General features: G+C 44.9%; 24 protein-coding genes, 1 tRNA gene, 1 other RNA gene and 1 pseudogene. 20 read left to right on the top strand and 7 right to left on the bottom strand.

Annotation, left to right across the window (positions count from 1 at the left end):
* Window positions 1-115: 115 nt before the first annotated feature.
* A complete protein-coding gene (gene argS / locus P7J49_RS03430; RefSeq protein WP_408569393.1) occupies window positions 116-1,804 on the bottom strand; it encodes an arginine--tRNA ligase in 1,689 nt (562 codons plus the stop codon).
* 106 nt (window positions 1,805-1,910) lie between these two features.
* Here argS and argR point away from each other — a divergent pair, with 106 nt between their 5' ends.
* The gene (argR, locus tag P7J49_RS03425; RefSeq protein ID WP_408569395.1) at window positions 1,911-2,351 is read left to right on the top strand and encodes an arginine repressor; all 441 of its coding nucleotides are present in this window, start codon (window positions 1,911-1,913) and stop codon (window positions 2,349-2,351) included.
* 14 nt (window positions 2,352-2,365) lie between these two features.
* Window positions 2,366-4,906: a DNA mismatch repair protein MutS gene (mutS, locus tag P7J49_RS03420; RefSeq protein WP_408569391.1), complete on the top strand. Its 2,541-nt coding sequence runs from the start codon at window positions 2,366-2,368 to the stop codon at window positions 4,904-4,906.
* 79 nt (window positions 4,907-4,985) lie between these two features.
* On the opposite strand, the gene P7J49_RS03415 is transcribed toward mutS, so the two are convergent.
* On the bottom strand, window positions 4,986-5,423 hold the full coding sequence (locus tag P7J49_RS03415; RefSeq protein WP_172043225.1) for a MarR family transcriptional regulator: 438 nt from the start codon (window positions 5,421-5,423) through the stop codon (window positions 4,986-4,988).
* Between the two features lie 132 nt (window positions 5,424-5,555).
* Here P7J49_RS03415 and P7J49_RS03410 point away from each other — a divergent pair, with 132 nt between their 5' ends.
* From P7J49_RS03410 to nrdG, 12 genes and pseudogenes are all read left to right on the top strand, one after another.
* Window positions 5,556-6,236 (top strand): type 1 glutamine amidotransferase domain-containing protein, encoded by a 681-nt coding sequence (locus P7J49_RS03410; RefSeq protein ID WP_408569389.1) that lies wholly within the window; start codon window positions 5,556-5,558, stop codon window positions 6,234-6,236.
* 12 nt (window positions 6,237-6,248) lie between these two features.
* Window positions 6,249-7,592 carry a dihydrolipoyl dehydrogenase family protein gene (locus P7J49_RS03405; RefSeq protein WP_408569388.1) on the top strand — a complete coding sequence of 448 codons (1,344 nt, stop codon included), beginning with the start codon at window positions 6,249-6,251 and terminating at the stop codon, window positions 7,590-7,592.
* A 15-nt stretch (window positions 7,593-7,607) separates the two neighbouring features.
* Window positions 7,608-8,234: a nitroreductase family protein gene (locus tag P7J49_RS03400; RefSeq protein ID WP_024418367.1), complete on the top strand. Its 627-nt coding sequence runs from the start codon at window positions 7,608-7,610 to the stop codon at window positions 8,232-8,234.
* Between the two features lie 45 nt (window positions 8,235-8,279).
* Entirely contained in the window at window positions 8,280-8,933 is a 654-nt protein-coding gene (locus P7J49_RS03395; RefSeq protein ID WP_408569387.1) for a DUF998 domain-containing protein, read from the top strand.
* Window positions 8,934-9,055: 122 nt separating this feature from the next.
* Window positions 9,056-9,499, top strand: coding sequence for a LytTR family DNA-binding domain-containing protein (locus tag P7J49_RS03390; RefSeq protein WP_408569385.1), 444 nt, complete (start codon window positions 9,056-9,058; stop codon window positions 9,497-9,499).
* Window positions 9,496-9,936, top strand: a complete 441-nt coding sequence (locus P7J49_RS03385) for a DUF3021 domain-containing protein (protein ID WP_408569383.1) — start codon at window positions 9,496-9,498, stop codon at window positions 9,934-9,936. Before P7J49_RS03390 ends, P7J49_RS03385 begins: the two co-directional genes overlap by 4 nt.
* 33 nt (window positions 9,937-9,969) lie before the next feature.
* The gene (locus P7J49_RS03380) at window positions 9,970-10,143 is read left to right on the top strand and encodes a hypothetical protein (protein ID WP_009910995.1); all 174 of its coding nucleotides are present in this window, start codon (window positions 9,970-9,972) and stop codon (window positions 10,141-10,143) included.
* Between the two features lie 140 nt (window positions 10,144-10,283).
* Window positions 10,284-12,455: an anaerobic ribonucleoside-triphosphate reductase gene (gene nrdD / locus P7J49_RS03375; protein WP_408569382.1), complete on the top strand. Its 2,172-nt coding sequence runs from the start codon at window positions 10,284-10,286 to the stop codon at window positions 12,453-12,455.
* A gap of 102 nt (window positions 12,456-12,557) precedes the next feature.
* Window positions 12,558-12,692: a hypothetical protein gene (locus P7J49_RS03370; protein WP_002939130.1), complete on the top strand. Its 135-nt coding sequence runs from the start codon at window positions 12,558-12,560 to the stop codon at window positions 12,690-12,692.
* Between the two features lie 120 nt (window positions 12,693-12,812).
* Window positions 12,813-13,049 (top strand): annotated as a pseudogene (locus P7J49_RS03365) (metallophosphatase); the annotation flags it as partial.
* Between the two features lies 1 nt (window position 13,050).
* Window positions 13,051-13,542, top strand: a complete 492-nt coding sequence (locus P7J49_RS03360; protein WP_408569381.1) for a GNAT family N-acetyltransferase — start codon at window positions 13,051-13,053, stop codon at window positions 13,540-13,542.
* Window positions 13,543-13,557: 15 nt separating this feature from the next.
* Window positions 13,558-14,130: an anaerobic ribonucleoside-triphosphate reductase activating protein gene (nrdG, locus tag P7J49_RS03355; protein ID WP_408569380.1), complete on the top strand. Its 573-nt coding sequence runs from the start codon at window positions 13,558-13,560 to the stop codon at window positions 14,128-14,130.
* A gap of 92 nt (window positions 14,131-14,222) precedes the next feature.
* Here nrdG and P7J49_RS03350 read toward each other — a convergent pair.
* From P7J49_RS03350 to P7J49_RS03340, 3 genes are all read right to left on the bottom strand, one after another.
* Window positions 14,223-14,295: transfer RNA gene (locus P7J49_RS03350), tRNA-Lys, on the bottom strand.
* Between the two features lie 10 nt (window positions 14,296-14,305).
* A non-coding RNA gene (gene ssrS / locus P7J49_RS03345) (6S RNA) lies at window positions 14,306-14,499 on the bottom strand.
* 71 nt (window positions 14,500-14,570) lie between these two features.
* Complete coding sequence (locus P7J49_RS03340; RefSeq protein ID WP_408569378.1) at window positions 14,571-15,854, bottom strand: replication-associated recombination protein A; 1,284 nt, start codon at window positions 15,852-15,854, stop codon at window positions 14,571-14,573.
* Window positions 15,855-15,923: 69 nt separating this feature from the next.
* Between P7J49_RS03340 and P7J49_RS03335 the strand changes: the two genes are divergently transcribed.
* From P7J49_RS03335 to P7J49_RS03325, 3 genes are read left to right on the top strand one after another with little or no spacing between them, the layout of a single operon-like run.
* Entirely contained in the window at window positions 15,924-16,259 is a 336-nt protein-coding gene (locus P7J49_RS03335; protein ID WP_408569376.1) for a MazG nucleotide pyrophosphohydrolase domain-containing protein, read from the top strand.
* Between the two features lies 1 nt (window position 16,260).
* Window positions 16,261-16,731 (top strand): DUF3013 family protein, encoded by a 471-nt coding sequence (locus P7J49_RS03330; RefSeq protein WP_408569374.1) that lies wholly within the window; start codon window positions 16,261-16,263, stop codon window positions 16,729-16,731.
* 1 nt (window position 16,732) lies between these two features.
* The gene (locus P7J49_RS03325) at window positions 16,733-17,086 is read left to right on the top strand and encodes an ASCH domain-containing protein (protein WP_408569372.1); all 354 of its coding nucleotides are present in this window, start codon (window positions 16,733-16,735) and stop codon (window positions 17,084-17,086) included.
* A gap of 153 nt (window positions 17,087-17,239) precedes the next feature.
* Here the strand turns inward: P7J49_RS03325 and P7J49_RS03320 are convergent, their stop codons facing one another.
* On the bottom strand, window positions 17,240-17,344 hold the full coding sequence (locus P7J49_RS03320) for a putative holin-like toxin (RefSeq protein ID WP_221737275.1): 105 nt from the start codon (window positions 17,342-17,344) through the stop codon (window positions 17,240-17,242).
* A gap of 211 nt (window positions 17,345-17,555) precedes the next feature.
* Between P7J49_RS03320 and prmA the strand changes: the two genes are divergently transcribed.
* Genes prmA through P7J49_RS03305 form a run of 3 tightly spaced genes read left to right on the top strand, consistent with a single transcriptional unit; the run spans window position 17,556 to window position 19,975 of the window.
* On the top strand, window positions 17,556-18,509 hold the full coding sequence (gene prmA / locus P7J49_RS03315; protein ID WP_408569371.1) for a 50S ribosomal protein L11 methyltransferase: 954 nt from the start codon (window positions 17,556-17,558) through the stop codon (window positions 18,507-18,509).
* A 1-nt stretch (window position 18,510) separates the two neighbouring features.
* Window positions 18,511-19,257 (top strand): 16S rRNA (uracil(1498)-N(3))-methyltransferase, encoded by a 747-nt coding sequence (locus P7J49_RS03310; RefSeq protein ID WP_408569369.1) that lies wholly within the window; start codon window positions 18,511-18,513, stop codon window positions 19,255-19,257.
* A gap of 4 nt (window positions 19,258-19,261) precedes the next feature.
* Window positions 19,262-19,975 (top strand): DUF554 domain-containing protein, encoded by a 714-nt coding sequence (locus tag P7J49_RS03305; RefSeq protein ID WP_398588539.1) that lies wholly within the window; start codon window positions 19,262-19,264, stop codon window positions 19,973-19,975.
* 48 nt (window positions 19,976-20,023) lie between these two features.
* On the opposite strand, the gene P7J49_RS03300 is transcribed toward P7J49_RS03305, so the two are convergent.
* Window positions 20,024-22,507, bottom strand: a complete 2,484-nt coding sequence (locus P7J49_RS03300) for a bifunctional 2',3'-cyclic-nucleotide 2'-phosphodiesterase/3'-nucleotidase (protein ID WP_408569367.1) — start codon at window positions 22,505-22,507, stop codon at window positions 20,024-20,026.
* Window positions 22,508-22,763 lie beyond the last annotated feature (256 nt).

Genomic DNA, 22,763 nt, shown 5'->3' with positions numbered 1-22,763 from the left:
AAGAAAGAGAGAACGAAGTTCGTCCTCTCTAGGTGTTAGCTTTTCATCTACCCACTACAGTTGACAAAGAGCCGATAAAAAATCCTCAACCAATAAGATTGAGGATAGAATGTTATTACATTTTTTCTGGTGCTTTTACGCCGAGAAGACGTAGAGCTTCTTTGAGGACGACACCAGTTGTGTAGGCAAGAGCCAAACGGCTGTCACGCTCTGGGCTTTCATCCAAGATTCGAGTATGTGCATAGTACTTGTTGAAGGCTTGAGCTAGGTTGATAGCATATTTAGCGATGAGAGATGGGTCAAATTTGTCACCAGCACGTTCTACAATGTTTGAGAAGTTTTGGATGTGTTTGATGATTTCCCAGCTTTCTGCATCAGCCAGTTTGTAGTCATTTTCTGCGCTTGGTACAAAGTTTGCCTTGCGTAGGATAGACTGGATGCGGGCGTATGCGTATTGTACATAAGGACCTGTTTCACCTTCGAAGGAAACCATAGCTTCCAAGTCGAAGTCGTAGCCATTGTCACGGTCGGTTTTGAGGTCGTAGAACTTAACAGCGCCGACACCAACTGCGTGTGCCACTTCTTCCTTGTTTTCAAGGTCAGGGTTTTTGGCTTCGATTTGAGTAAGGGCGCGTGAAATGGCTTCGTCAAGCGTTGGCTCGAGCAGGATGATATTTCCTTTACGAGTGGATAGCTTTTTCTTGTCCTTGGTAACCAGACCGAAGGTGATATGGGTCATATCGTCGCTCCAGTCGAAATCCATTTCTTTCAAGACAGCCTTGAGCTGTTTGAAGTGGTTGATTTGCTCCTGACCAACGACGTAGATGCTTTTCACAAAGTCGTAAGTGCGTTTGCGGTACATAGCTGTTGCCATGTCACGTGTGATGTAAAGTGTTGCACCGTCTGTTTTCATGATGAGGGCTGGTGGAAGATTGTAGTTTTCAAGGTCAACGATTTTGGCCCCTTTAGATTCTTGAAGAAGTCCTTTTTCTTCTAAGATTTGGATGCCTTCGTCCATCTTATCGTTGTAGAAAGCTTCGCCATTATAGCTGTCGAAGGTTACATCGAGTTTGTCGTAGATGCGGTTGAATTCGACCAAACTTTCATCACGGAACCATTGCCATAGCTCGTGAGCTTCTGGATCGCCGTCTTCCAATTTTTTGAACCATTGACGTGCTTCGTCGTCCAACTCAGGCTTTTCTTCTGCCTCAGCGTTGATACGCACATAGAGTTTGAGGAGTTCTGAAATTGGGTCTGCTTCGACCGCAGCCTTGTCACCCCAGAGTTTGTAGGCAACAATCAACATACCGAACTGTTTACCCCAGTCACCCAAGTGGTTGATGCGGATTGGCTTGTAGCCAAGCTTTTCGTGGATGTTAGCAAGGGCATCACCGATAACGGTTGAGCGCAAATGTCCAACTGAGAATGGTTTAGCAATGTTTGGGCTAGACATGTCGATGGTTACATTGCGTCCTTGACCGATGTTGAGTTTACCGTATTGGTCTTTTTCAGTAATAACATCTGTCAAGACTTGGTGGGAGATAGCAGCCTTGTCCAAGAAGAAGTTGACGTAAGGACCCGTTGCAACGACTTTTTCAAAACCAGTCGTATCCAATTTTTCAACGATGTCTGCTGCGATAGCCTGTGGAGCCTTGCGTTCTACTTTTGCCAAGGAGAAGGCTGGGAAGGCAATATCGCCCATTTCTGATGATTTTGGTTTTTCTAGCAGATTGTAGATAGCTTCCACTTCCAAACTCGGAAGGATGGCAGCCAAGTTTTCTGCAATCATTTGTTTTTGATTCATATAGGATTTCCTCCAACGTTATTGATTCTATTTTATCACATTTCTAGGCTAATAGCGGGGAAAAGTGTTATAATATTTCTATAAATATACATTCTGAGGTAAAATGATGAATAAAACAGGACGACATGATTTGATTCGGGCCATGATTCGTCAGGAAAAGATTGGACGTCAAACAGATATTCAGCAGGCATTGGAGGCTCAAGGAGTAGTGGTGACCCAGACCACATTGTCACGGGACTTGCGTGAATTAGGCGTGATAAAAATTCATGAAAATGGGCATTCCTTTTATTCTTTGGCAGTGGAGGAAGACGGAGTTAACTTTATCCAACTATTGGCACAATATGCATATAAAGTCGACAGGGCTAGTTTCATCCTAGTTCTCCATTCGGAACTCGGTGAGGCAGCCTTGATGGCCAATATTATCGATGCTGAAAAGCCAAAGTCGATTTTAGGAACCTTGGCAGGCGCAGATACCTTATTGGTTATATGTCGAGATGAAGAGGCCGCCAAACAGGTTGAAGCTGAGATAAATTATTATTTGGTATAGAATTGAGAGGAAGAATGGCAGTAGAGAAAATTTCTCCAGGCATGCAGCAGTATCTGGATATCAAGGCAAACTATCCAGATGCTTTTTTGCTGTTTCGTATGGGAGACTTTTACGAATTATTTTATGAAGATGCAGTAGAGGCTGCGCAGATTTTGGAATTGTCCCTGACCAGTCGGAATAAGAATGCGGAAAATCCCATTCCCATGGCAGGCGTTCCCTATCATGCGGCCCAGCAGTACATTGATACTTTGGTAGAGTTGGGGCACAAGGTGGCTATTGCCGAGCAGATGGAAGATCCTAAGCAGGCAGTCGGCGTGGTCAAGCGGGAAGTGGTGCAGGTCATCACACCGGGGACAGTCATGGATTCCACCAAAATGGGAGCCGATAGCAACTACCTGGTCACTATTGACCGTCAGGGTGTGCAATTTGCCCTTTCCTACATGGATGTGTCAACAGGGCAATTTTTTGTAACTAGTTTGGATGATTTTACCAGTCTTTGTAGTGAAATCAGGAACTTACGAGCGCGTGAATTGGTCATTGGTTACGCTCTTTCTGAGGAAGAAGAGCAGGTCTTTTCGAACCAGATGAACCTCCTACTCTCTTTTGAGGATGAGGTGACAGAAGATATCCAGCTGATTGACAACTCCTTGACAGACTTGGAAAAGGCCGCAGCAGGCAAACTCCTCAGCTACCTGCACCGGACACAGATGCGAGATCTGAGCCACTTGCAAAAGGTGGTCCACTATGAAATCAAGGACTATCTACAAATGGACTATGCAACCAAGTCCAGTCTGGATCTGCTTGAAAACGGTCGGACAGGCAAGAAGCATGGTAGTTTGTACTGGTTGTTAGACGAAACTAAGACAGCCATGGGTATGCGACTATTGCGGACATGGATTGATCGTCCCTTGATTGATCTTAAGCGGATTGAGAATCGTCAGGCTGTCGTTCAGGTTTTTCTGGATTACTTCTTTGAACGGAGTGACTTGGTCGAGGCTTTAAAAGGTGTCTATGACATCGAACGTTTGGCCAGCCGGGTGTCTTTTGGAAAAACCATGCCCAAGGATCTCTTGCAGCTCTCCCAGACTCTGGGAAATATCCCAGCAATCAAGAATATCTTGCTACAAATCAATGAGCCTGCTCTAGGCAATCTGGTAGCTGGATTGGACCCAATCCCAGAACTGCACGCTCTCATTAGCTCTGCTATTGACCCAGAAGCCCAAGGGACCATCACAGATGGAAACATCATCCGTACAGGCTTTGACGAAACGCTGGATCAGTATCGTCTGGTCATGCGTGAGGGAGCGGGTTGGATTGCGGAGATTGAGGCTAAGGAGCGTGAAGCGTCTGGTATCACCAATCTCAAGATTGATTACAACAAAAAAGACGGTTACTACTTCCATGTGACCAATTCCAATCTGGGCAATGTGCCGGACCATTTCTTCCGCAAGGCAACCTTGAAAAATTCGGAACGCTATGGAACGGAAGAGTTGGCTAAGATCGAAGGGCAGATGTTGGAGGCGCGTGATAAGTCTGCTAATTTGGAGTACGAGATTTTTATGCGGATTCGCCAGGAGGTTGAAAAATACATCAGTCGCTTGCAGAAGTTGGCTCGGACTATTGCAACCATCGATGTTTTGCAGGCTTTTGCAGTTGTGGCGGAGCAGCAACATTTGGTTTGTCCACGCTTCACAGATCAAAGAGAACTGACCATTGACCGTGGTCGTCATGCGGTGGTGGAGAAGGTCATGGGCAAGCAGACCTACATTCCCAACTCTATTCACTTGAGTACCGATACGCATATGCAACTAATTACAGGTCCAAACATGAGTGGTAAGTCTACCTATATGCGGCAGTTGGCGGTTATCGTCATCATGGCGCAGATGGGTTCCTATGTGCCTGCGGATCAGGCTGAATTACCGATTTTCGATGCTATTTTCACCCGAATTGGGGCGGCAGACGACTTGGTTAGTGGTCAATCGACCTTCATGGTCGAAATGATGGAGGCCAACAAGGCCGTGCGTTTGGCGACAGATCGCTCGCTCATCCTCTTTGACGAACTTGGACGTGGAACGGCCACCTATGACGGTATGGCCCTGGCCCAGTCTATCATCGAGTACATCCACGACAAGATTGGTGCCAAAACCCTCTTTGCCACCCACTACCATGAGTTGACAGACCTTAGCCAGACCTTGGAACACTTAGAGAATGTCCATGTATCGACCTTGGAGAAGGACGGCCAAGTCACCTTCCTCCACAAGATTGCTCAAGGCCCAGCCGACAAGTCCTACGGGATTCATGTGGCTAAGATTGCGGGAATGCCAGAGGAGTTATTGCAGCGGGCGGATAGGATTTTGCAGACGCTTGAAAACCAAGCCCCTACTGCACCAGCAAAACCAGCTCCATCAGTGGTGGCAGAACCGTCTGGTCAAATCGACCTCTTCGCAGACACGCCTTCTCACCCAGTCCTTGATGAACTGGAAAAACTAGACATCTACAATATGACCCCTATGGAAGTCATGATGGCAGTGGCGGAGTTGAAGAAAAAAATATAAGACAATGAAAGTCAGGACAACTGTTCTGGCTTTTTTTGCAACAAAAAATCCTGCTTCCATGGAGAAAAGCAGGGATATATTAGTCCAAATAGTTCTGTAAACTCTCGATGAGTTCCTGATTGTACTTGACGTACGATTGTTTTTTTTCTATAGTCAGGCCATCGAGTTGGCGAAAGCAGGAAAGTAGCTTATCTTCAAGACTGGTTTGGAGCATTTGACCGTCTTCGGTGAGCTGGACAAGGAGTTGCCGCTTATCTCCCAGAGGAATGCTTCGCTGGATGTAGCCCTTTTCCTCAAGTCGCTTGAGGAGAGGCGTCAAGGTGTTGCTGGCCAAATCCAGTTTTTCGCCTAGTTCCTTGAGTGTCAACGGAGCTGTTTCCCAGAGGACAACAAGCACGAGGTACTGGGTATAGGTCAAGTCAAATTCCTTGAGATTTTTCAGATAAAATTGATTAAAGAGTTTGTTGACTTGGTAGAAGGAATAGCAGAGCTGCTTTGAATAATGATAGTCGGACATGGTTTCTCGCTTTCTAATCGTGCACGATAAAAATATCTTATCAAAATTCTTTTACCTTGACAAATCAAATGAATAGGGATAGACTAGACACATAACAGAAACAATCGCGCGCGATTGAAATTAGGAGGAAGCATGAAAAAAGCACTGATTGTCCTAACCAATACAGAACAATATGGTGAGCATGAACGGTTGACAGGTTTGTGGCTCAGTGAGCTGACCCATTTTTATGATGAGTTAGTCAAAGCGGGCTATGACGCGGATTTTGTCAGCCCAAAAGGTGGTTACGTACCCCTAGACCCGCATAGTTTGACCATGATGGATGATGTAGACCGCACTTACTATAAGGACGCTGATTTTCGCAATCGTGCTCTCGGTCAGACCTTGCGACCTGAAGAGGTTAAGGCGGCGGATTATGAGTTGATTTATTACACGGGTGGTCATGGAGTTATGTGGGATTTTCCAGAGTCTATGGAAATAGCAGAGCTAGCCAGTCAGATTTACCAAAACGGAGGTCTCGTCACAGCAGTTTGTCATGGTGTGGCAGGGCTATTGCCAATCAAAGATGAGAATGGTCAACCCTTGATTGAAGGAAAAGTCGTTACTGGCTTTACCAATCAAGAAGAGGAATTAAACGGCACCGCAGCCTTGGTACCATTTTTAACGGAGACAGCTCTTCGTGAAAAAGGGGCTAAAGTTGAAATTGGAACAGCCTTTTCCCCTGTTGTTCGCCAGGATGATCGCATCTTGACAGGTCAAAATCCCCAATCTGCTCGCGCCCTAGGCCAAACAGTTGTTTCTATGTTGACAAATTAAGGAGGAAGAACGATGTATCAATACGATGTTACCTTTATCGGTTCAGGACATGCCAACTGGCATGCCGCGGTTGATTTAGCAAAAGCAGGCAAGAAAGTAGCCATTGTCGAAAAAGATATCACAGCAGGAACTTGCACAAACTACGGTTGTAATGCCAAGTTTTTACTAGAGAGCCCCTTTGAGTTTATGGATGGCCTAGCTCGGTATGAAAAAGCAGGGATTGCCAAAACAGGAGAGATTTCCTGGGAAAAATTGATGGCGTATAAAAAAGAGGAAATTCCAACTTATTCTCCTATGCTAGAAGGCATGTTTGCCAGCCTGTCAATTGATCTTTTAAAAGGACATGGGCAGTTAAAAGATCTTCACACAGTGATGGTTGATGATAAGGAAATTACCACAGAATTTGTCGTGATTGGCACAGGTCAACGCCCTGCTCGACTAAATGTCCCTGGGAATGAATGGTTTCAAGACAGCCGTGCCTTTCTTGATATGGACCATATGCCAGAAAGAATCGTCTTTATCGGTGCTGGGATTATTTCGCTAGAGTTTGCGACAATGGCTTCGCTACTGGGTTCAGAAGTTCATATTATCGAATTTGCAGACCGTGCTTTAGCAGCCTATCCTGAACAATTGGTAGATAGTGTCATTGATAAAATGACCACCGATGGTGTTAGCTTCCATTTCAATCAAGCGGTTGTTTCAGCTGAAAAAACCGCAAGTGGTCTTCTTGTCAAAACGGCTCAGGGCTTAGAAATCGAGACAGACACCATTATTGATGCCACAGGCCGTGTCTCAAATGTGGAAGGTCTAGGCTTAGAAGAGGTTGGAGTGGATTTTGATCGCACTGGCATCAAGGTGAATGAATTCATGCAGACGAGCCAGCCTACTATCTACGCGTCTGGTGATGTGGTTTCTAAAACGATTCCTCGCTTGACACCGACTGCTAGCTTTGAGTCTAGCTACATTGCGGAGCATATTTTGGGCAATCCAGCTCCGATTACCTATCCAGTTGTTCCAAATGTCGTTTTCACGCTGCCACGTCTGGCTCAAGTTGGTGTTACGGTTGCAGAGGCTAAGGCGAATCCTGAACAGTACAAGATTGTAGACATTCCCTTTGGTCAACAATTAAAATTCCAAACTAAGTTAGAAGCGGAGGCACATTTTACGCTGATTGTAGGAAGTGATAAGACCTTGAAGGGTGCTGCTTTGTTGGGACATGAAGCGGGAGAGTTGATTAATTTACTGACCTTGATTATCAATCAACAGTTGACAGCAACAGATCTAAATCGCATGATTTTTGCTTTCCCTGCAACAACCTATGCTCTACTTTCCCATGTAAAAACAGCGCTAATGTAAGGGAGATAATCGTGTATGATAACTAATGATTTTAATGAAATTATGTTTGGTCGCAAGTCTATCAAAGTATATGATGAGACTGTGACGATTGACCACGAAGAAATGCTTGAAATGCTGAACAAAGCCATTACAGCTCCATCTTCTGTGAACTTGCAGCCTTGGCGTTTTGTGGTTGTGGAAAGCGCAGCTGCTAAGGCCAAGTTGCGCCCCATGGTACGCTTTAATACTAAGCAAGTCGATACAGCTTCAGCGGTGATTTTAATCTTTGCAGATATCAAGCCCCAGGACCGCACAGAAGTTATCTATGACCGAGCTGTAGCCGAAGGTAAGATGCCCCAAGAAGTACGAGATTATCAAGTACCTGTGATTAAGAGTATGTATGATGCCTTATCACCAGCTACGATGAGAGAAGTCGTCAAAATGGATGCTAGCTTAGCCGCCATGCAGTTGATGTTAGTAGCACGTTCACATGGCTATGATACCAACCCGATGTCCGGTTTTGACCCTGAGGAGATGGTGGCAACTTTTGACCTAGATCCAGACCGTTATATTCCGGTCTTGATGGTCTCAATTGGCAAAGCCAAAGAACCAGGATTCGACTCTGTTCGTATTGAGGCAGAAAAAATTACAGATTTTAAATAAGTCTAGTGGCAAAATGCCAAGAGAAAGTAATAAGGAAAGAAAAAGATGAGAGTACATAATCTACAAAAATGGGGAGCCATTGGCTTTCTAATAAATGCCAGTATTTACCTAGGGACCGAATTAATCGCTGCCATTGGAACGGGCTATCCGCTTAGTTATGTCTATGGTCGGCAGTTTATTTCAGCTCTTGGGGTATACAATGGCCAGCAGGTAGCTGGTGTGCCAGAAAACTTTTCGAATTGGGCGATTGTTATGAATAGCGGCTTTATTCTAACTGCACTTGGCTTTGTCTTTTCTTATGCTCTGCTTATTTTCTCTAAGATAAGGCGAAGACATCCAATTTTGGCAATCCTTATCCTGCTTATAGTTACCCTCTTTGGTCTAGGGAGTCTCTTGGTTGGTTTCTTCCAAGGTGGTGTACCGGGTCAGGACGGCTTACATGGACTTGGAGCTCGTCTGTCCTTTATGATGGGCAATAGCACCTTGCTGTTGACAGGTCTTTTCCTATCTGAGAAAAAAATAACCTATCGCTTCATGAGCATCCTTCTTGGCTTATGTGGTTTTGTCGCTGCAGGATTGTTGCAGACGGCAATCGCAGAAAATCAAGTGGCGGTAATGGCCATTTATGAACGCTTAACCGTCTATCCTATCACAGCTTGGCAGATAGTGACGGGGCTAACTTTTCTAAAGAATGACTAAGTCAGGACAAACGTTCTGGCTTTTTTGCCGTTTAGTGCTGAAAAACAACCACATAGCCAAAAGCCCTTGAAACCACTCGAGAAATGGTGTTTAATAAGGGCAGAAAGAGAAAGGAGAGCATTATGAAAGTAAAACTAGCTATTTCATCAGATATTGTAGAAGACTTAGTAACCATTGAAGCTCAAGCTATGTCTGAGCAGATTACTAACTTGGTGGCCTATGTTCAAAACTTAGACAAGCAGACATCTAGGCTGACAGTCAAAAAAGGGGAGCAGGTATATCTTTTGGAGCATGAAGAGATTGTCAGGCTATATCTAGAAGATAGGCTCTTGCAAGTGGAAACAGTAGAAAATGTCTATACTTCCAACCTACGCTTGTATCAGGTCAAGGAAGATTTACCAGCAAACTTCTTACAAATCTCCCAGTCGGAAATCATTCACATCAAGCAACTGGACCACCTCAAACTGACTGCCAACGGTCTGGTCAAACTGGTCATGAAGAATGGGTCGGTCACCTACTCATCCCGTCGCTATCTAAAAGTTATCAAAGAAAGGTTAGGACTATGAAAAAATACATCTTATCAGCTAGTTTAGGCATTGCCATCGGAACTATTATCTCCATTATCACATCAGCCGTCTTCGGACAGGGAACCTACTTTCCTCTCAATCCCTTTTCAACCATGGGGGCTTACTACCTGAGCAACTTTAGTCAAGTAACCGTCATGATGATTTGTGTAGTCGTTTGGGCGGCAATCGGTCTCTTGTTCCAGCTGGCAGACAAGATTTTTGAACAGGACTGGAGCCTTCTACGAATGACGGCAACGCATTTTGGCATCACAGCTTTAGGCTTTATACCGCTGGGCATTTTGGCTGGCTGGTTTCCCGTGAAACTTGGGGCTCTTCTCTTTTTCTGGTTTATCTTTGTCTTGATATACGCTCTGTTATTTTTCCTAAACCATCGGAAAATGGAGCGACAAATCAAGGACATCAACGGTCGTTTGTAGTATAATAGCACTATCATTTTGTTGGAGTGTTTTATGAAAATTATACTGACGATTGTCTATAGCTTGGGAGTGGTGTGGAATATCCTCTTTCTTGCGGTGAATGTTGGCAGAATTCCTGTCATCAACTTGCTTTGGCCTGCTGTGATTTTAGTGGCCTGTGCTATTAACCTGTACTTTTTATGGACTAGAAAACAAGAGTCAGAATAGGCTCTTGTTTTCATTTGTTTTTCAGAAACGAGGTCTATATTTAGTGTGGATTTTCTATTTTTATATTTTTTGGCACAAGATATTGATTTTTATTTTGTGAAATGTTACACTAATAGCAGTGAAAAATGGAGGCCAGTCAGATGAATGTGCAAGAAAATGTCTTACCGAGTATAGAATTATTGGTTTTGAAACGTGATGGACGGACAGTATCCTTTGACCAGGATAAGATTTTTTCTGCTCTTCGGCGGGCAAACCAAGAATTAGAACATCCTGTTTCAGAGGCAGGTTTAAAAATTGTATTAGAAGCTGTTTTGGCTGAAATTGGTCGCCGATTTGAGAAAGATGTTCAAATTTACGAAATTCAAACGGTCGTTGAACAGGAATTGTTAAAGGCTCATTTGTATGATTTGGCGGAACTTTATATTCAATACCGAACACACCGTGATTTTCGCCGTCATCAGGCTACCGATATTAATTTTGAGATTCATAAGCTGTTGAGCAAAGATCAGTCTGTGGTCAATGAAAACGCTAATAAAGATGCGGATGTTTTCAACACTCAACGGGACCTGACAGCGGGGATTGTTGGCAAGTCAATCGGTCTTAAGTTATTGCCAGCTCATGTGGCCAATGCCCATCAAAAGGGGGACATCCATTATCATGACTTGGATTACAGCCCTTATACACCAATGACTAACTGTTGTTTGATTGATTTCAAAGGAATGTTGGCGCAAGGCTTCAAGATAGGAAATGCGGATGTAGAAAGTCCAAAATCAATTCAAACAGCTACGGCTCAGATTTCACAAATCATTGCCAATGTGGCTTCTAGTCAATATGGTGGTTGCTCAGCTGACCGTATCGATGAAGTTTTGGCGCCCTATGCGGAACTTAATTACCAAAAGCATTTGAAAGACGCCGAGGATTGGGTGTTAGCAGACAAGCAAGAAGAATATGCGCGTGCTAAAACGCAAAAAGACATCTATGACGCTATGCAGTCTTTGGAGTATGAAATCAACACCCTTTTTACTTCCAATGGACAAACACCCTTCACCTCACTCGGTTTTGGCCTAGGGACATCATGGTTTGAGCGAGAAATTCAAAAAGCGATTTTGAACATTCGTATCAAGGGTCTGGGGCGCGAAGGACGGACAGCTATCTTTCCAAAGCTGATTTTCACAGTTAAGCGTGGCTTGAACTTGGAGCCAGATTCTCCAAACTATGACATCAAGCAATTGGCGATTGAATGTGCAACCAAGCGTATGTATCCAGATATGCTTTCTTATGACAAGATTGTTGAGTTGACAGGTTCCTTCAAGGTGCCAATGGGCTGCCGCTCATTCCTTCAAGGTTGGAAGGATGAAAATGGGCAGGATGTGACATCTGGTCGTATGAACCTCGGTGTCGTAACCGTCAATTTGCCACGGATTGCCATGGAGTCTGCAGGAGATATGGATAAGTTCTGGGAAATATTTGCAGAACGCATGGCCATTGCCAAGGATGCCCTGATCTATCGTGTGGAACGAGTGAAAGAGGCAACCCCGGCCAATGCTCCAATTCTCTATCAATATGGGGCATTCGGCAAACGCTTGGCTAAGACAGACGCAGTAGATGAAGTCTTTAAAAATCGTCGAGCAACCGTATCTTTGGGGTACATTGGTTTGTATGAAGTCGCAACAGTATTTTACGGTGGCGAATGGGAGACCAACCCAGAGGCAAAAGATTTTACGGTGGATATTATCAAGAAAATGAAAAACTTGGTTGAAGATTGGTCGGATGAATATGGTTATCATTTCTCAGTTTATTCGACACCATCTGAAAGCCTGACAGACCGCTTCTGCCGTATGGATACAGAGAAATTTGGCATCGTTAAGGACATTACAGATAAAGAATATTACACTAACAGTTTCCACTATGATGTACGCAAAAATCCAACACCGTTTGAAAAACTGGACTTTGAGAAAATTTATCCTGCTGTAGGTGCTAGTGGTGGATTTATCCATTACTGTGAATACCCTGTGCTGCAACAAAATCCAAAGGCCTTGGAAGCTGTTTGGGACTATGCTTATGACCGTGTTGGTTACTTGGGGACCAATACCCCGATTGACCATTGCTACGCTTGTGATTTTGAGGGCGATTTTGAGCCGACGGAGCGTGGCTTCAAGTGTCCAAATTGCGGGAATAGCGATCCTAAGTCGGTGGATGTTGTTAAACGAACTTGTGGTTATCTAGGCAATCCACAGGCCCGTCCGATGGTAAAAGGCCGTCACAAGGAAATTTCGGCGCGTGTGAAACACATGAATGGGTCGAGCTTATAAAGAAGGGCATGAGGGCTTCCGTGGTTTTGAGGAACTACGGAAGTTTGTTATAATAGGGAGAAAAATGTAATAGCTCTGCTATGTTCAAAAAAGGAGAAAACAATGGGAAAATATCAATTAGACGATAAGGGGAAGGCCCTGGTGACACGCTATCATGAGAAGAATTCTAATGTGAAGCAGGATAAAAAAGCGCGTGTGCAGGAATTGCTCAAACAAGCAAAAAATAAGAAAAAATAGTATGGACTATACAGATATTAGTATTCTCCATACCAATGATATGCATTCCTACATGGAGAATTTTCCAAAGAAGGCGCAACTGATTGCGAACATTCGGGAGGGTAATGAGAAAAAGGGGATTCCGACCTACAGACAGGCCTCCACCCTCAGATGTGGGGCATTGTCCCGGGCGGCGAGGGTTTTGTGGTCAATAGCAGAGCAGTCGAGTCAGATAAGATCTATCAGATTGTGACCAATTCTTTTGTTTGGAGCGGTAAGGACAACTATGACGATTTCCACAAAGCAGAAATTGTGCAGGACTTGGGACTGGATATAGACATCATCAGTGAATTTTTCAAGAGACAATATGGAGGCTAGAATGGAATTAAGAAGACCGACTATAGCAGATAAGGAAACGATTTTGGATATGCTAGCGGAATTTGAAAAAGCAGGCTCTGCTATGGACGGAGGGTTTATCTCCAAAGATGTGGACTTTGAAGACTGGATTTTGGGAAACCAAGACCATGAGGCAGGCATCAACCTGCCAGAAGGATTTGTTCCCTCTATTCAGTATGTGTCATTTGACCAGACAGGTCGAGCCCTTGGCTTTCTCAGTCTACGCCTACGGCTCAACGATTTCCTGCTCAATAAAGGCGGTCACATCGGATATTCCATTCGCCCGACCGAGCGAGGAAAGGGCTATGCCAAGGAACAACTTCGACTTGGTTTGCAGGAGGCGGCTAGTAAAAATATTTCCAAAGTCCTCGTGACCTGCTCGACAGACAATGAGGCTAGTCGCAAAACGATTGTGGCATGTGGTGGTGTATTAGAAGATATCCGAGAAGGAGTAGAACGTTACTGGATTGACTAAGAGAAGGAGGCAGCTATGACGGAACAGACCTGGAACAATCCCAAGCCGGGCGAGTGGAAGAGTGAGGAACTCAGTCAGGGACGGATTATGGACTACAAGGCCTTTAATTTTGTGGACGGTGAAGGCGTGCGGTGTTCCCTCTATGTCAGCGGCTGCCCCTTTCACTGTCCGGGCTGTTACAATGTCGCCACCTGGTCCTTCAAGGCCGGCATTCCCTACACCAAGGAGCTGGAAGACCGCATCTTAGCAGACTTGGCCCAACCCTATGTGCAGGGCCTGACCCTCTTGGGTGGGGAGCCCTTTCTCAATACAGGGACCGTCCTTCCCCTCGTCAAGCGGGTGCGGGATGAATTGCCAGACAAGGACATTTGGTCCTGGACAGGCTACACATGGGAAGAAATGATGTTAGAAACTCCGGATAAGTTAGAGTTACTATCCTATTTAGATATTCTAGTTGACGGCCGCTATGACAAAAGCAAACGCAACCTCATGTTGCAATTTAGAGGATCGACCAACCAACGCATTATTGATGTGCAGAAATCATTGCAGGAAAAACGAGTTGTCCTGTGGGATAAGTTAAAAAAATAGCCCTTCACAATGTGAAAGGGTTCTTTTTGACAAATTCACTCAAAAAACGAGAAAAAGCCTTGATAAATCAAGACTTTCCTCATATCAACCAATCCTCCCTGTAGGGATCGAACCTACGACCCACGGATTAAGAGTCCGCTGCTCTGCCAGCTGAGCTAAGGAAGGATAAAAAAATAAAAATGCTGTATTGGTACCGGTTATTCAAAGATTGTATTGATCCCGCACGCTAGAAGCAGGTGGGTGACGTGTTTTTGACTTAGTTGCTTCTGGGTGTACCAGCCTGCATACTGCCAAAAGATCTTTGTCTCCCTAGTAATACAAAAATAGTCGGTCAACACATAGGTATGAATTCGTATACCACAGCAGTTCTTATTTATGATTTAATATTACCACATTTTTTAAAAAAATCAAGAGAAAATCGGCAAAAAATGAAAACGTTATCAACTTTTTTTCTTATTTTGTTTTAGATGTTTGATTTTTTCTTGGGTCATGCCCAAGGCACGCTCGTATTTTCCGGTGTCGTTGGCGGTGAAGTAGTCCGCATTCAGTAACTTATCGGGCAGGTATTGCTGGTCCACCCATTTTTCAGGATAGGCATGCGGATACTGGTAGCCAATAGCATTTCCCAGCTCCTTACTACCAGCATAATGGCCGTCCCGCAGGTGATTTGGGATGGGTAGATGACCATTTTTCCGCAAATCAGCCAGAGCTGCATCCATAGCCAGATAGGCAGAATTGGACTTGGGAGAAAGGGCCAAATCGACTACCACATTGGCAATCAAGATTCGTGCCTCTGGAAAGCCGATTTTCTGGGCGGCTTCAAGGGCAGTTACCGTATGAATCTGTGCCTCTGGATTGGCCAAGCCGATGTCTTCATAGGCAATGACCGTCAGGCGACGAGCCAGACTAGGCAGGTCTTCGGCCTCAATCAAACGGGCAGCGTAGTGGAGGCTGGCATTGACATCGCTACCCCGAATGGATTTTTGCAGGGCGGAGAGGATGTCGTAGTGGGCATCGCCGTTCTTGTCCATACTGATGTAGGATTTTTGCAGGCTATTTTCCACAGCGTCCAGGTCAATGTGGCGGCTACCGTCGTCACTTTCCTTGGTCGAAAGTACAGCCAGTTCTAGCGAGTTATAAGCGGCACGCAGGTCACCGTTGGTGGCATTGGCTAGGAAGTCCAGAGCCTCAGGCTCAATGGTAATGGGGAAGTCAAAACCACGTTCGCTGTCTGTCAGAGCCAGTTCCAAGGCCTGTCGGATGTGGCTGGTTTGCAAAGGTTGCAATTCAAAAATCTGCACCCGACTACGAATGGCAGGCAGAATTGAGAAGAAGGGATTTTCAGTCGTTGCCCCAATCATGATGATATTGCCATTTTCCAAAAGAGGAAGCAGAAAGTCCTGTTTGGTCTTGTTGAGGCGATGAATCTCATCGAGCATGAGGACCAGACCGCCAGAAAATTTAGCTTCTTCAGCGATTTCCTGTAGGCGTTTTTGGTTGTCGGTCGTGGCGTTAAAGGTCCGAAAGGCATACTTGGTCGTGCCAGCAATGGCAGACGCAATCGAGGTCTTGCCAATCCCTGGCGGACCGTAGAGAATCATGGACGACAGCATATTGGCATCAATCATGCGGCGGATAATCTTTCCAGGACCGACCAGGTGTTCCTGACCGATGACCTCATCAATGGATTTTGGCCGCATACGAAGGGCGAGATTGGCTGGCATAGGCTTCCTTTCAGTGCATTTATGGTATAATCATTATACTACAATTTTAGGATTTGGAGAGAAACGAAGATGGCGGAGTTGACGGTGAGTGTTTTGGAAGAATACTTGCGTGACCACTATGGGACGACAGTTCCAGAGCAAAGTCTCTTTATGAAATTAGTGGAGGAAATTGGTGAAGTGGCAGAGCTACTGAATCAACGTGCAGGCCGTAAGATGATGGATGGCGAAGACGATAGCTCTGCTCGTCTGGCAGAAGAATTAGCTGATGTTATTCACTATGCTGTAGCCTTGGCAGCGGTGAATCAACTAGATTTAACCAAGTCCATTTTGGAGAAAGACAAGCGGGCTTCCGTCAAATATGGTCGAGAAATAAATTTATTGGAATTTATAGAAAAGAGGAGATAGAATGGCGAAACATGGCTTTTTAGATGTGCTGGAAGTGGCACTAGATAAACATTTTACTTATGATTATGAGCTCAACTGGGACAAGAAAAATCATGCTGTTGAGTTGGCGTTTATCTTGGAAGCACAAAATGTGGCTGGAATTGAAACGGTGGACGACGAAGGCAATGCTTCTGCGGAGGATATTTTCCTGGAGGAGTATGTCCTTTTCTACAATCAGGACAAGTCTCGCTTTGACGCGGAAGACTACCTGGTCGCTCTGCCATTTGACGCCAAGAAGGGCTTTTCAGCAGAGTTTCTGACCTACTTCGCAGGTTTTCTCAAGGACACCGCCGACCAAGGTTTAGACGACCTCATGGACTTTTTGGCGGACCCAGAGGCCCAAGAATTTGCGATTGCTTGGGACGGAGAGGCTTTTGAAAAAGGCAGAGCAGACTTGGTGGAAGGGGAATTTTACCCATATCCGAGGTATTGAGATGGTTCATGAAATGTTACTGGCTCCAAAACCTTTTGAAATGATGAAGTCTGGTCAGAAGACCATTGAGCTACGACTTTATGATGAGAAGCGAAAGAATATACGCATTGGAGATTTTATCCGTTTTTATTGTACAGAAAATCAGACGCAAACGATCGATGTGGAAGTATTAGATCTTCACATATTTGATAATTTTGCTCAGTTATACAAAGAACTGGATTTATTGTCTTGTGGGTATACGCAAAGCAGTATCAGAGAGGCGAAACCAGAAGATATGGAAGTTTACTATTCACGAGAACAATTAGAACAGTACGGTGCAGTAGGTATAGAATTGAGGGTAATAGATTCTATTTGACATTCCGTTTTCTCTCTTGCTTGACTGCAGGCGAAACTTTTGCTATTATAAAAATAGAAAAGGCGTTGAGTTCCAGCTCAACGCCCTGACAGGACCATAACGATGGTTCAGCTTTTGGACAAAATAGACCGCCAGCTTGAAATCATGGGCGGTCTATTTTTTATCTAGCATGGTTACGATGATTGTAATGATCAAACCAAGCATATTTACAAGTAAGCTTGCAAAAGCTATGATGACCATTAGTTCATCTGCTGACAAATTAGGTTCTCCTTTCCGTTGGATTTTGCGTCTATTTGCATAGGCACCACCACCTTTCAGAAATCAGAACCACCGCTCAGATTTTCCTGTCATTTCATTTATTCGAAAATTATTTTGATTTTACTTACCTTATAGTATTAACTTGTAAAATGGGCTAGAAATCGGTACAATAATACAGTGATTGACGCATAGAAAAGAAAAGGAAACAAACATGAACTCATGGCAAGAATTAACCATTCACGTGCATCGTGATGCAGAAGAGGCAGTTTCAAATCTGATGATTGAAACGGGCAGTCAGGGGGTGGCTATTAGCGACTCGGCTGACTATGTGGGGCAGGAGGACCGTTTTGGTGAACTCTATCCCGAGGTGGAACAGTCGGATATGATTGCGATTACGGCCTATTATCCTGATACTGTAGATATTGAGGAAGTTAAGGCAGATTTGGCTACTCGTTTGGCGGATTTGACAGGCTTTGGCTTGGAAACAGGTCAGATTAGCTTAGAAAGTCAGGAATTGGCAGAGGAAGACTGGGCGGACAACTGGAAGAAATACTATGAGCCAGCTCGCATTACCCACGATTTGACTATTGTACCGTCTTGGACGGACTATGAGGCGACTGCAGGTGAGAAAATTATCCGCCTGGATCCAGGCATGGCTTTCGGTACAGGAACCCACCCGACCACTAAGATGAGCCTTTTTGCTCTTTCTCAGGTCCTGCGTGGTGGTGAAACGGTCATCGACGTCGGCACAGGTTCAGGCGTCCTTTCCATTGCGAGCTCTCTTCTTGGGGCTAAGGAAATCTTTGCTTACGATTTAGATGAAGTGGCGGTGCGTGTAGCTCAGGAAAACATTGACCTCAACGCCCACACTAGCAATATTCATGTCGCGGCAGGTGACTTGCTTCGTGGCGTTGATATTAAAGCAGAAGTTATCGTTGCCAACATCTTGGCGGACATTCTCATCCATCTGACCGAGGATGCCTACCGTCTGGTCAAGGACGAGGGCTACCTGATTATGAGCGGCATCATCGCGGACAAGTGGGACATGGTGCGAGCATCTGCGGAGGCGGCTGGCTTCTTCCTTGAGACTCACATGATGCAGGGTGAGTGGAATTGCTGCGTCTTTAAGAAGACGGCTGACCGCTCAGGTGTGATTGGAGGCTAGGATGCAGCAGTATTTTGTCAATGGCAGAGCACCGCAAGGCGTGTTCCAGATTAGCGATAAGGACACCGCCAAGCATATGTTTTCTGTCATGCGATTGCAGGCAGATGACCAGATTGTCCTCGTCTTTGACGATGGGATCAAACGCTTGGCGCGCGTGGTAGATAGCCAGAACCAATCTGTTGAAATCATCGAAGAACTGGCAGACAATGTTGAATTGCCCGTTTCCGTTACCATTGCCATGGGCTTTCCCAAGGGAGATAAGTTAGAATTTGTCGCCCAAAAGGCAACGGAATTAGGCATGACAGCCCTCTGGGCCTTTCCAGCGGACTGGTCAGTGGTCAAATGGGACGGCAAAAAATTAGCTAAAAAGGCAGATAAGCTAGAAAAAATCGCCCAAGGAGCAGCCGAGCAAAGCAAACGCAATCGGATTCCAGCAGTTCGTTTATTTGAGAAAAAAGCGGATTTCCTAGCTCAGTTGACAGGATTTGACCAGATTATCCTAGCCTACGAAGAAGCCGCCAAGGAGGGCGAACAGACCAATTTGGTGAAGACCTTATCTGGCTTAGAAACTGGTCAATCAGTTCTGGTCATCGTCGGTCCTGAAGGTGGCGTTTCGCCTGAGGAAGTAGCTGCTTTCGAAGGAGCAGGAGCGGTCAAGACAGGTCTAGGACCTCGCATCCTCCGAGCAGAAACAGCTCCACTCTATGCTCTTTCTGCTATTAGCTACGCGACGGAATTGTTGAGGTAGATTCATGTTTGCTTTAGGTACGATTATCAACACAGTGGCCATCGCCCTAGCAGGTGTGCTAGGGTCTTGGTTTGGTCACTTGCTTAAAGAACGGCATCAGTCAGGACTAACGGTGGCGAGCGGGCTAGCTGTTTTATTTTTAGGAATTTCAGGTAGTTTAGAAGGACTGTTGACAGTAGTTGACGGTCAACTCAAAAGTCAAAATAGCATGCTTTTGGTTCTTAGTCTAGCCTTGGGAACCTTGATTGGGGAAGTACTGCATATCGAAGGTTGGTTTGAGCGCTTGGGTATCTGGCTCCGAGAAAAGTCAGGAAACAGCCAAGATGGGCAATTCTTAGATGCTTTCCTGACAGCGTCATTGACCGTTTGTATCGGTGCTATGGCCATACTAGGGGCCATCCAAGATGGATTGACGGGTGATTATCGCTTGTTGGCCGTAAAGAGTATTTTGGACTTTGTTATCATTTTGATTATGACCTCGAGTTTGGGCAAGGGAGCAGGTTTTTCAGCAGTGCCAGTCTTTCTCTTTCAAGGCTCTGTGACTCTTTTGGCACGCCTGATTGAACCTCTGATGACGGATCAGGCCCTTGCTAATCTCTCCTTTATCGGCTCCGCCCTCATCTTTTGTGTCGGAGTCAATATCATCTGGGACAAAAAGATTCGCGTTGCCAACATGCTGCCAGCCATCGTGATTGCTGTCATTTGGTCATTTTTTTAATAGACTAAAAGAGCTCGGTTGCTTATCCGAGCTCTTTACTATTTTACATTAGTTTTCATTTTTCTTGCGGAAAGCACCGACAAGGCCAATTAGGCTGAAGCCGATCAGGCTAAGCATAGAACTTGCCTCACCAGTTGCAGGGAGTGTTTTTTGTCCTGCTTGAGTTGTTGCGGAGGAAGTGCTTGTCTTAGCTGTAGTAGCAAGTTTGTGTTTTGGTGCAGGTGCTGTTGTTTTTTCGGCTGGAAGGGTAATGACCTGACCAGACGGAAGTGTAATTTGAACACCAGATTGACCAGATGAAGTTTGATTATCAGTAGCTGTTTGTCCAGTTGGAGGAGTCACGACTTTTGGCTCAGTGTAGACAAACTTGAACTCGCCAAATCCTTCGTTTTCAGCTGAGGCTTGGAGGTAAACCAGCCCTTCTTGATTAGCTACCAATTCTTTCGCACGATCTGCTGTCAAGAAGCGGAGGTCGAGTCCCTTGATGCTATCTGTAAAGGTCCAGTTATTGTCTGCTGTAGGGTTGATAACTTTCTCAGCGATAATATAATTGATGATGGCTTGGCGGTTTTCCAGGTTGAGCAAGTAATTGACAGAAGCTTCGCGGACCCCAGGGAAAGTACCGTTTGCACGGTAGTTGTTGGTCACCACGATGAATTCTTGATCAGCTGTCACATCTTGCCCATTGTATTGCAGATTCCGAACTCTGCTGGCAGTTTCGTTGACTACCTTACCATCACGATCGTATTTATTTGGTTGCGTAATATCGTACTGATAAGTTACTCCGTCAATAACGTCAAAATTGTAAGTGCGGAAATCTGTGTTGACTAGGTTTTGTGGCTCTGTTGAGCTTGGGTCAACTTGGTTGAATTGCCCTGCGGACATTTCCAACCATTCTTTGAGTTGGGCACCGTTGATTTTTAAGATGGCTACAACGTTGTCGTAGAGGTAAAGATCTGCTACGTTCTTGATGGCGATTGGGCCAGCAGGAATGTCTGTATAGGCTGAAGCATCGCCTCGAGTACCAGCCTTAAATGGTGCAGCCGCAGATAGGATTGGTAGATTAGCTTCTGAAGTACCCACCAACTGTTGTTTTGCATACCAAATCTGTGCATTGTTAACAATCTGTACAGAAGGATCGTCTTGAACAAGGGCAAAGAAGCTGTTGATTGGAGCAGTTGTTTCACCGACTTGTTGGCGCACATAGTTGATGGTTTCGTTATGGGCTTCTTTAGCAAGGTCGATGATGCGACTATCTGCTACAGATGATTTTGTATCGATTTTACGAATAGTCGCTTTGCTAGAAGTAGTTGTCCATTTGCCATCTTTAAAGACCAGATTGAGGTCGATGACGCCGAGGTGGTCACCGTATTTACCCGCCATGGTGACAGGAGTGCCGTTGATTTTACCATTTGTATCATCCACGCCAGAGTATTTAGCATAGAAGCTTGGTTTTTCGGCTGTTCCTGGGAATTCTGCGTGGGAGTGACCTGTGATAACCGCATCAACTCCTGACAGGCTGGCGATTTGGTAACCGACATTTTCCTCACCGACTTCATATTGGTCATCGCCGATACCTGAGTGGGAAAGGACCAGAACGATGTCTGCGCCATTTTCTCGCATGGTTGGGATAATATCGCGAACGGCTTCAACTGCATCACGAACAATCACTTTTCCTTCTAGATAAGCTTTGTCCCAGTTGAGAATTTGAGGGGGAACAATCCCTGTAACACCGACATTTAGTGTAACCTTTTTACCCTCGGTGTCTGTGAATGTCTTTTTCACAATGGTATAAGGGGTGTAGAGAAAGTTTTTCGTAGTCGGATCGAGGACATTGGCATTGACTAGAGGCATGTTGGCTGTACGAATTACTTTTTCGAGGTAGGCAAGGCCGTAGTTAAATTCGTGGTTGCCAAGTGTGCCGACGTCAAATCCCAGAGTCTCTAAGGCGGCGTACATAGGATGTTGTTCACCTTCTTCGATAGGATCAACGATAGACTTGTAATTTCCAAGAGGAGTACCTTGAATGGTGTCTCCATTATCTACCAATACGACATTTGGATTTTCTTTTTTTGCCTCTTCGATAAGAACAGCTGTTTTTGCCAGACCAAGCGTTTCCACTGGTTTATCTTGGTAATAGTCATAGTTGACCAAGTTCGTATGGAGGTCAGTTGTTGCGAGAATGCGAACATCAACAGTTTGTCCTTCAACAGGCTGACTAGTTTCAGTTGCAGCAGGAGCGACCGTGCGTGCTTCTGAAGCAGTTGAGTCAGTTGTCTCGCTTGTAGGATCACTAGTTTCAGCTGTCTCGGAAGAGCTTGGATTTTCAGCTTCGGTAGTGGCTGGAACAGGAGATTCTGTATTATCAGCTTCCTCTGTGGTGTCAGATTCAACTGGTACAGCCTGACTTGCTTCTGTTGAAGAAGCTGGAGTTGTGTTGAGAATCTCTTCGGCTTGAGCTAATTTTGGATTGCTTGCAGCTAAGAGAGCTAGTGTGAGTGCTACAGCACACTTACTGAAACGAAAATTCATAAGAATCCTCCATTTTCTTTTTGTAATAATCTTCTACAATCATTATACAGTTAAGGAATGCAAAAATCAAGACTAATTCTGAACGTTTGATTGAAAAACAAGTGAAAATAGTAAGAAAAACAATAAAAAAAGGAACGTTCGCCGAATCTGAACTTGGTTTGGATTGTTTGTAATTAGTAGTCTTATGTTGTTAGATTCCTTTTTCTTTTCCAGTGAAAATGGTAAAATAATAGGAAATAGTTAGGGAGAGAAGTAA

Source organism: Streptococcus suis, assembly GCF_046032515.1.
Lineage (GTDB): Bacteria > Bacillota > Bacilli > Lactobacillales > Streptococcaceae > Streptococcus > Streptococcus suis_AL.
The sequence above is the reverse complement of the archived record's forward strand: the minus strand, read 5'-3'. Positions and strand labels throughout refer to the sequence as shown.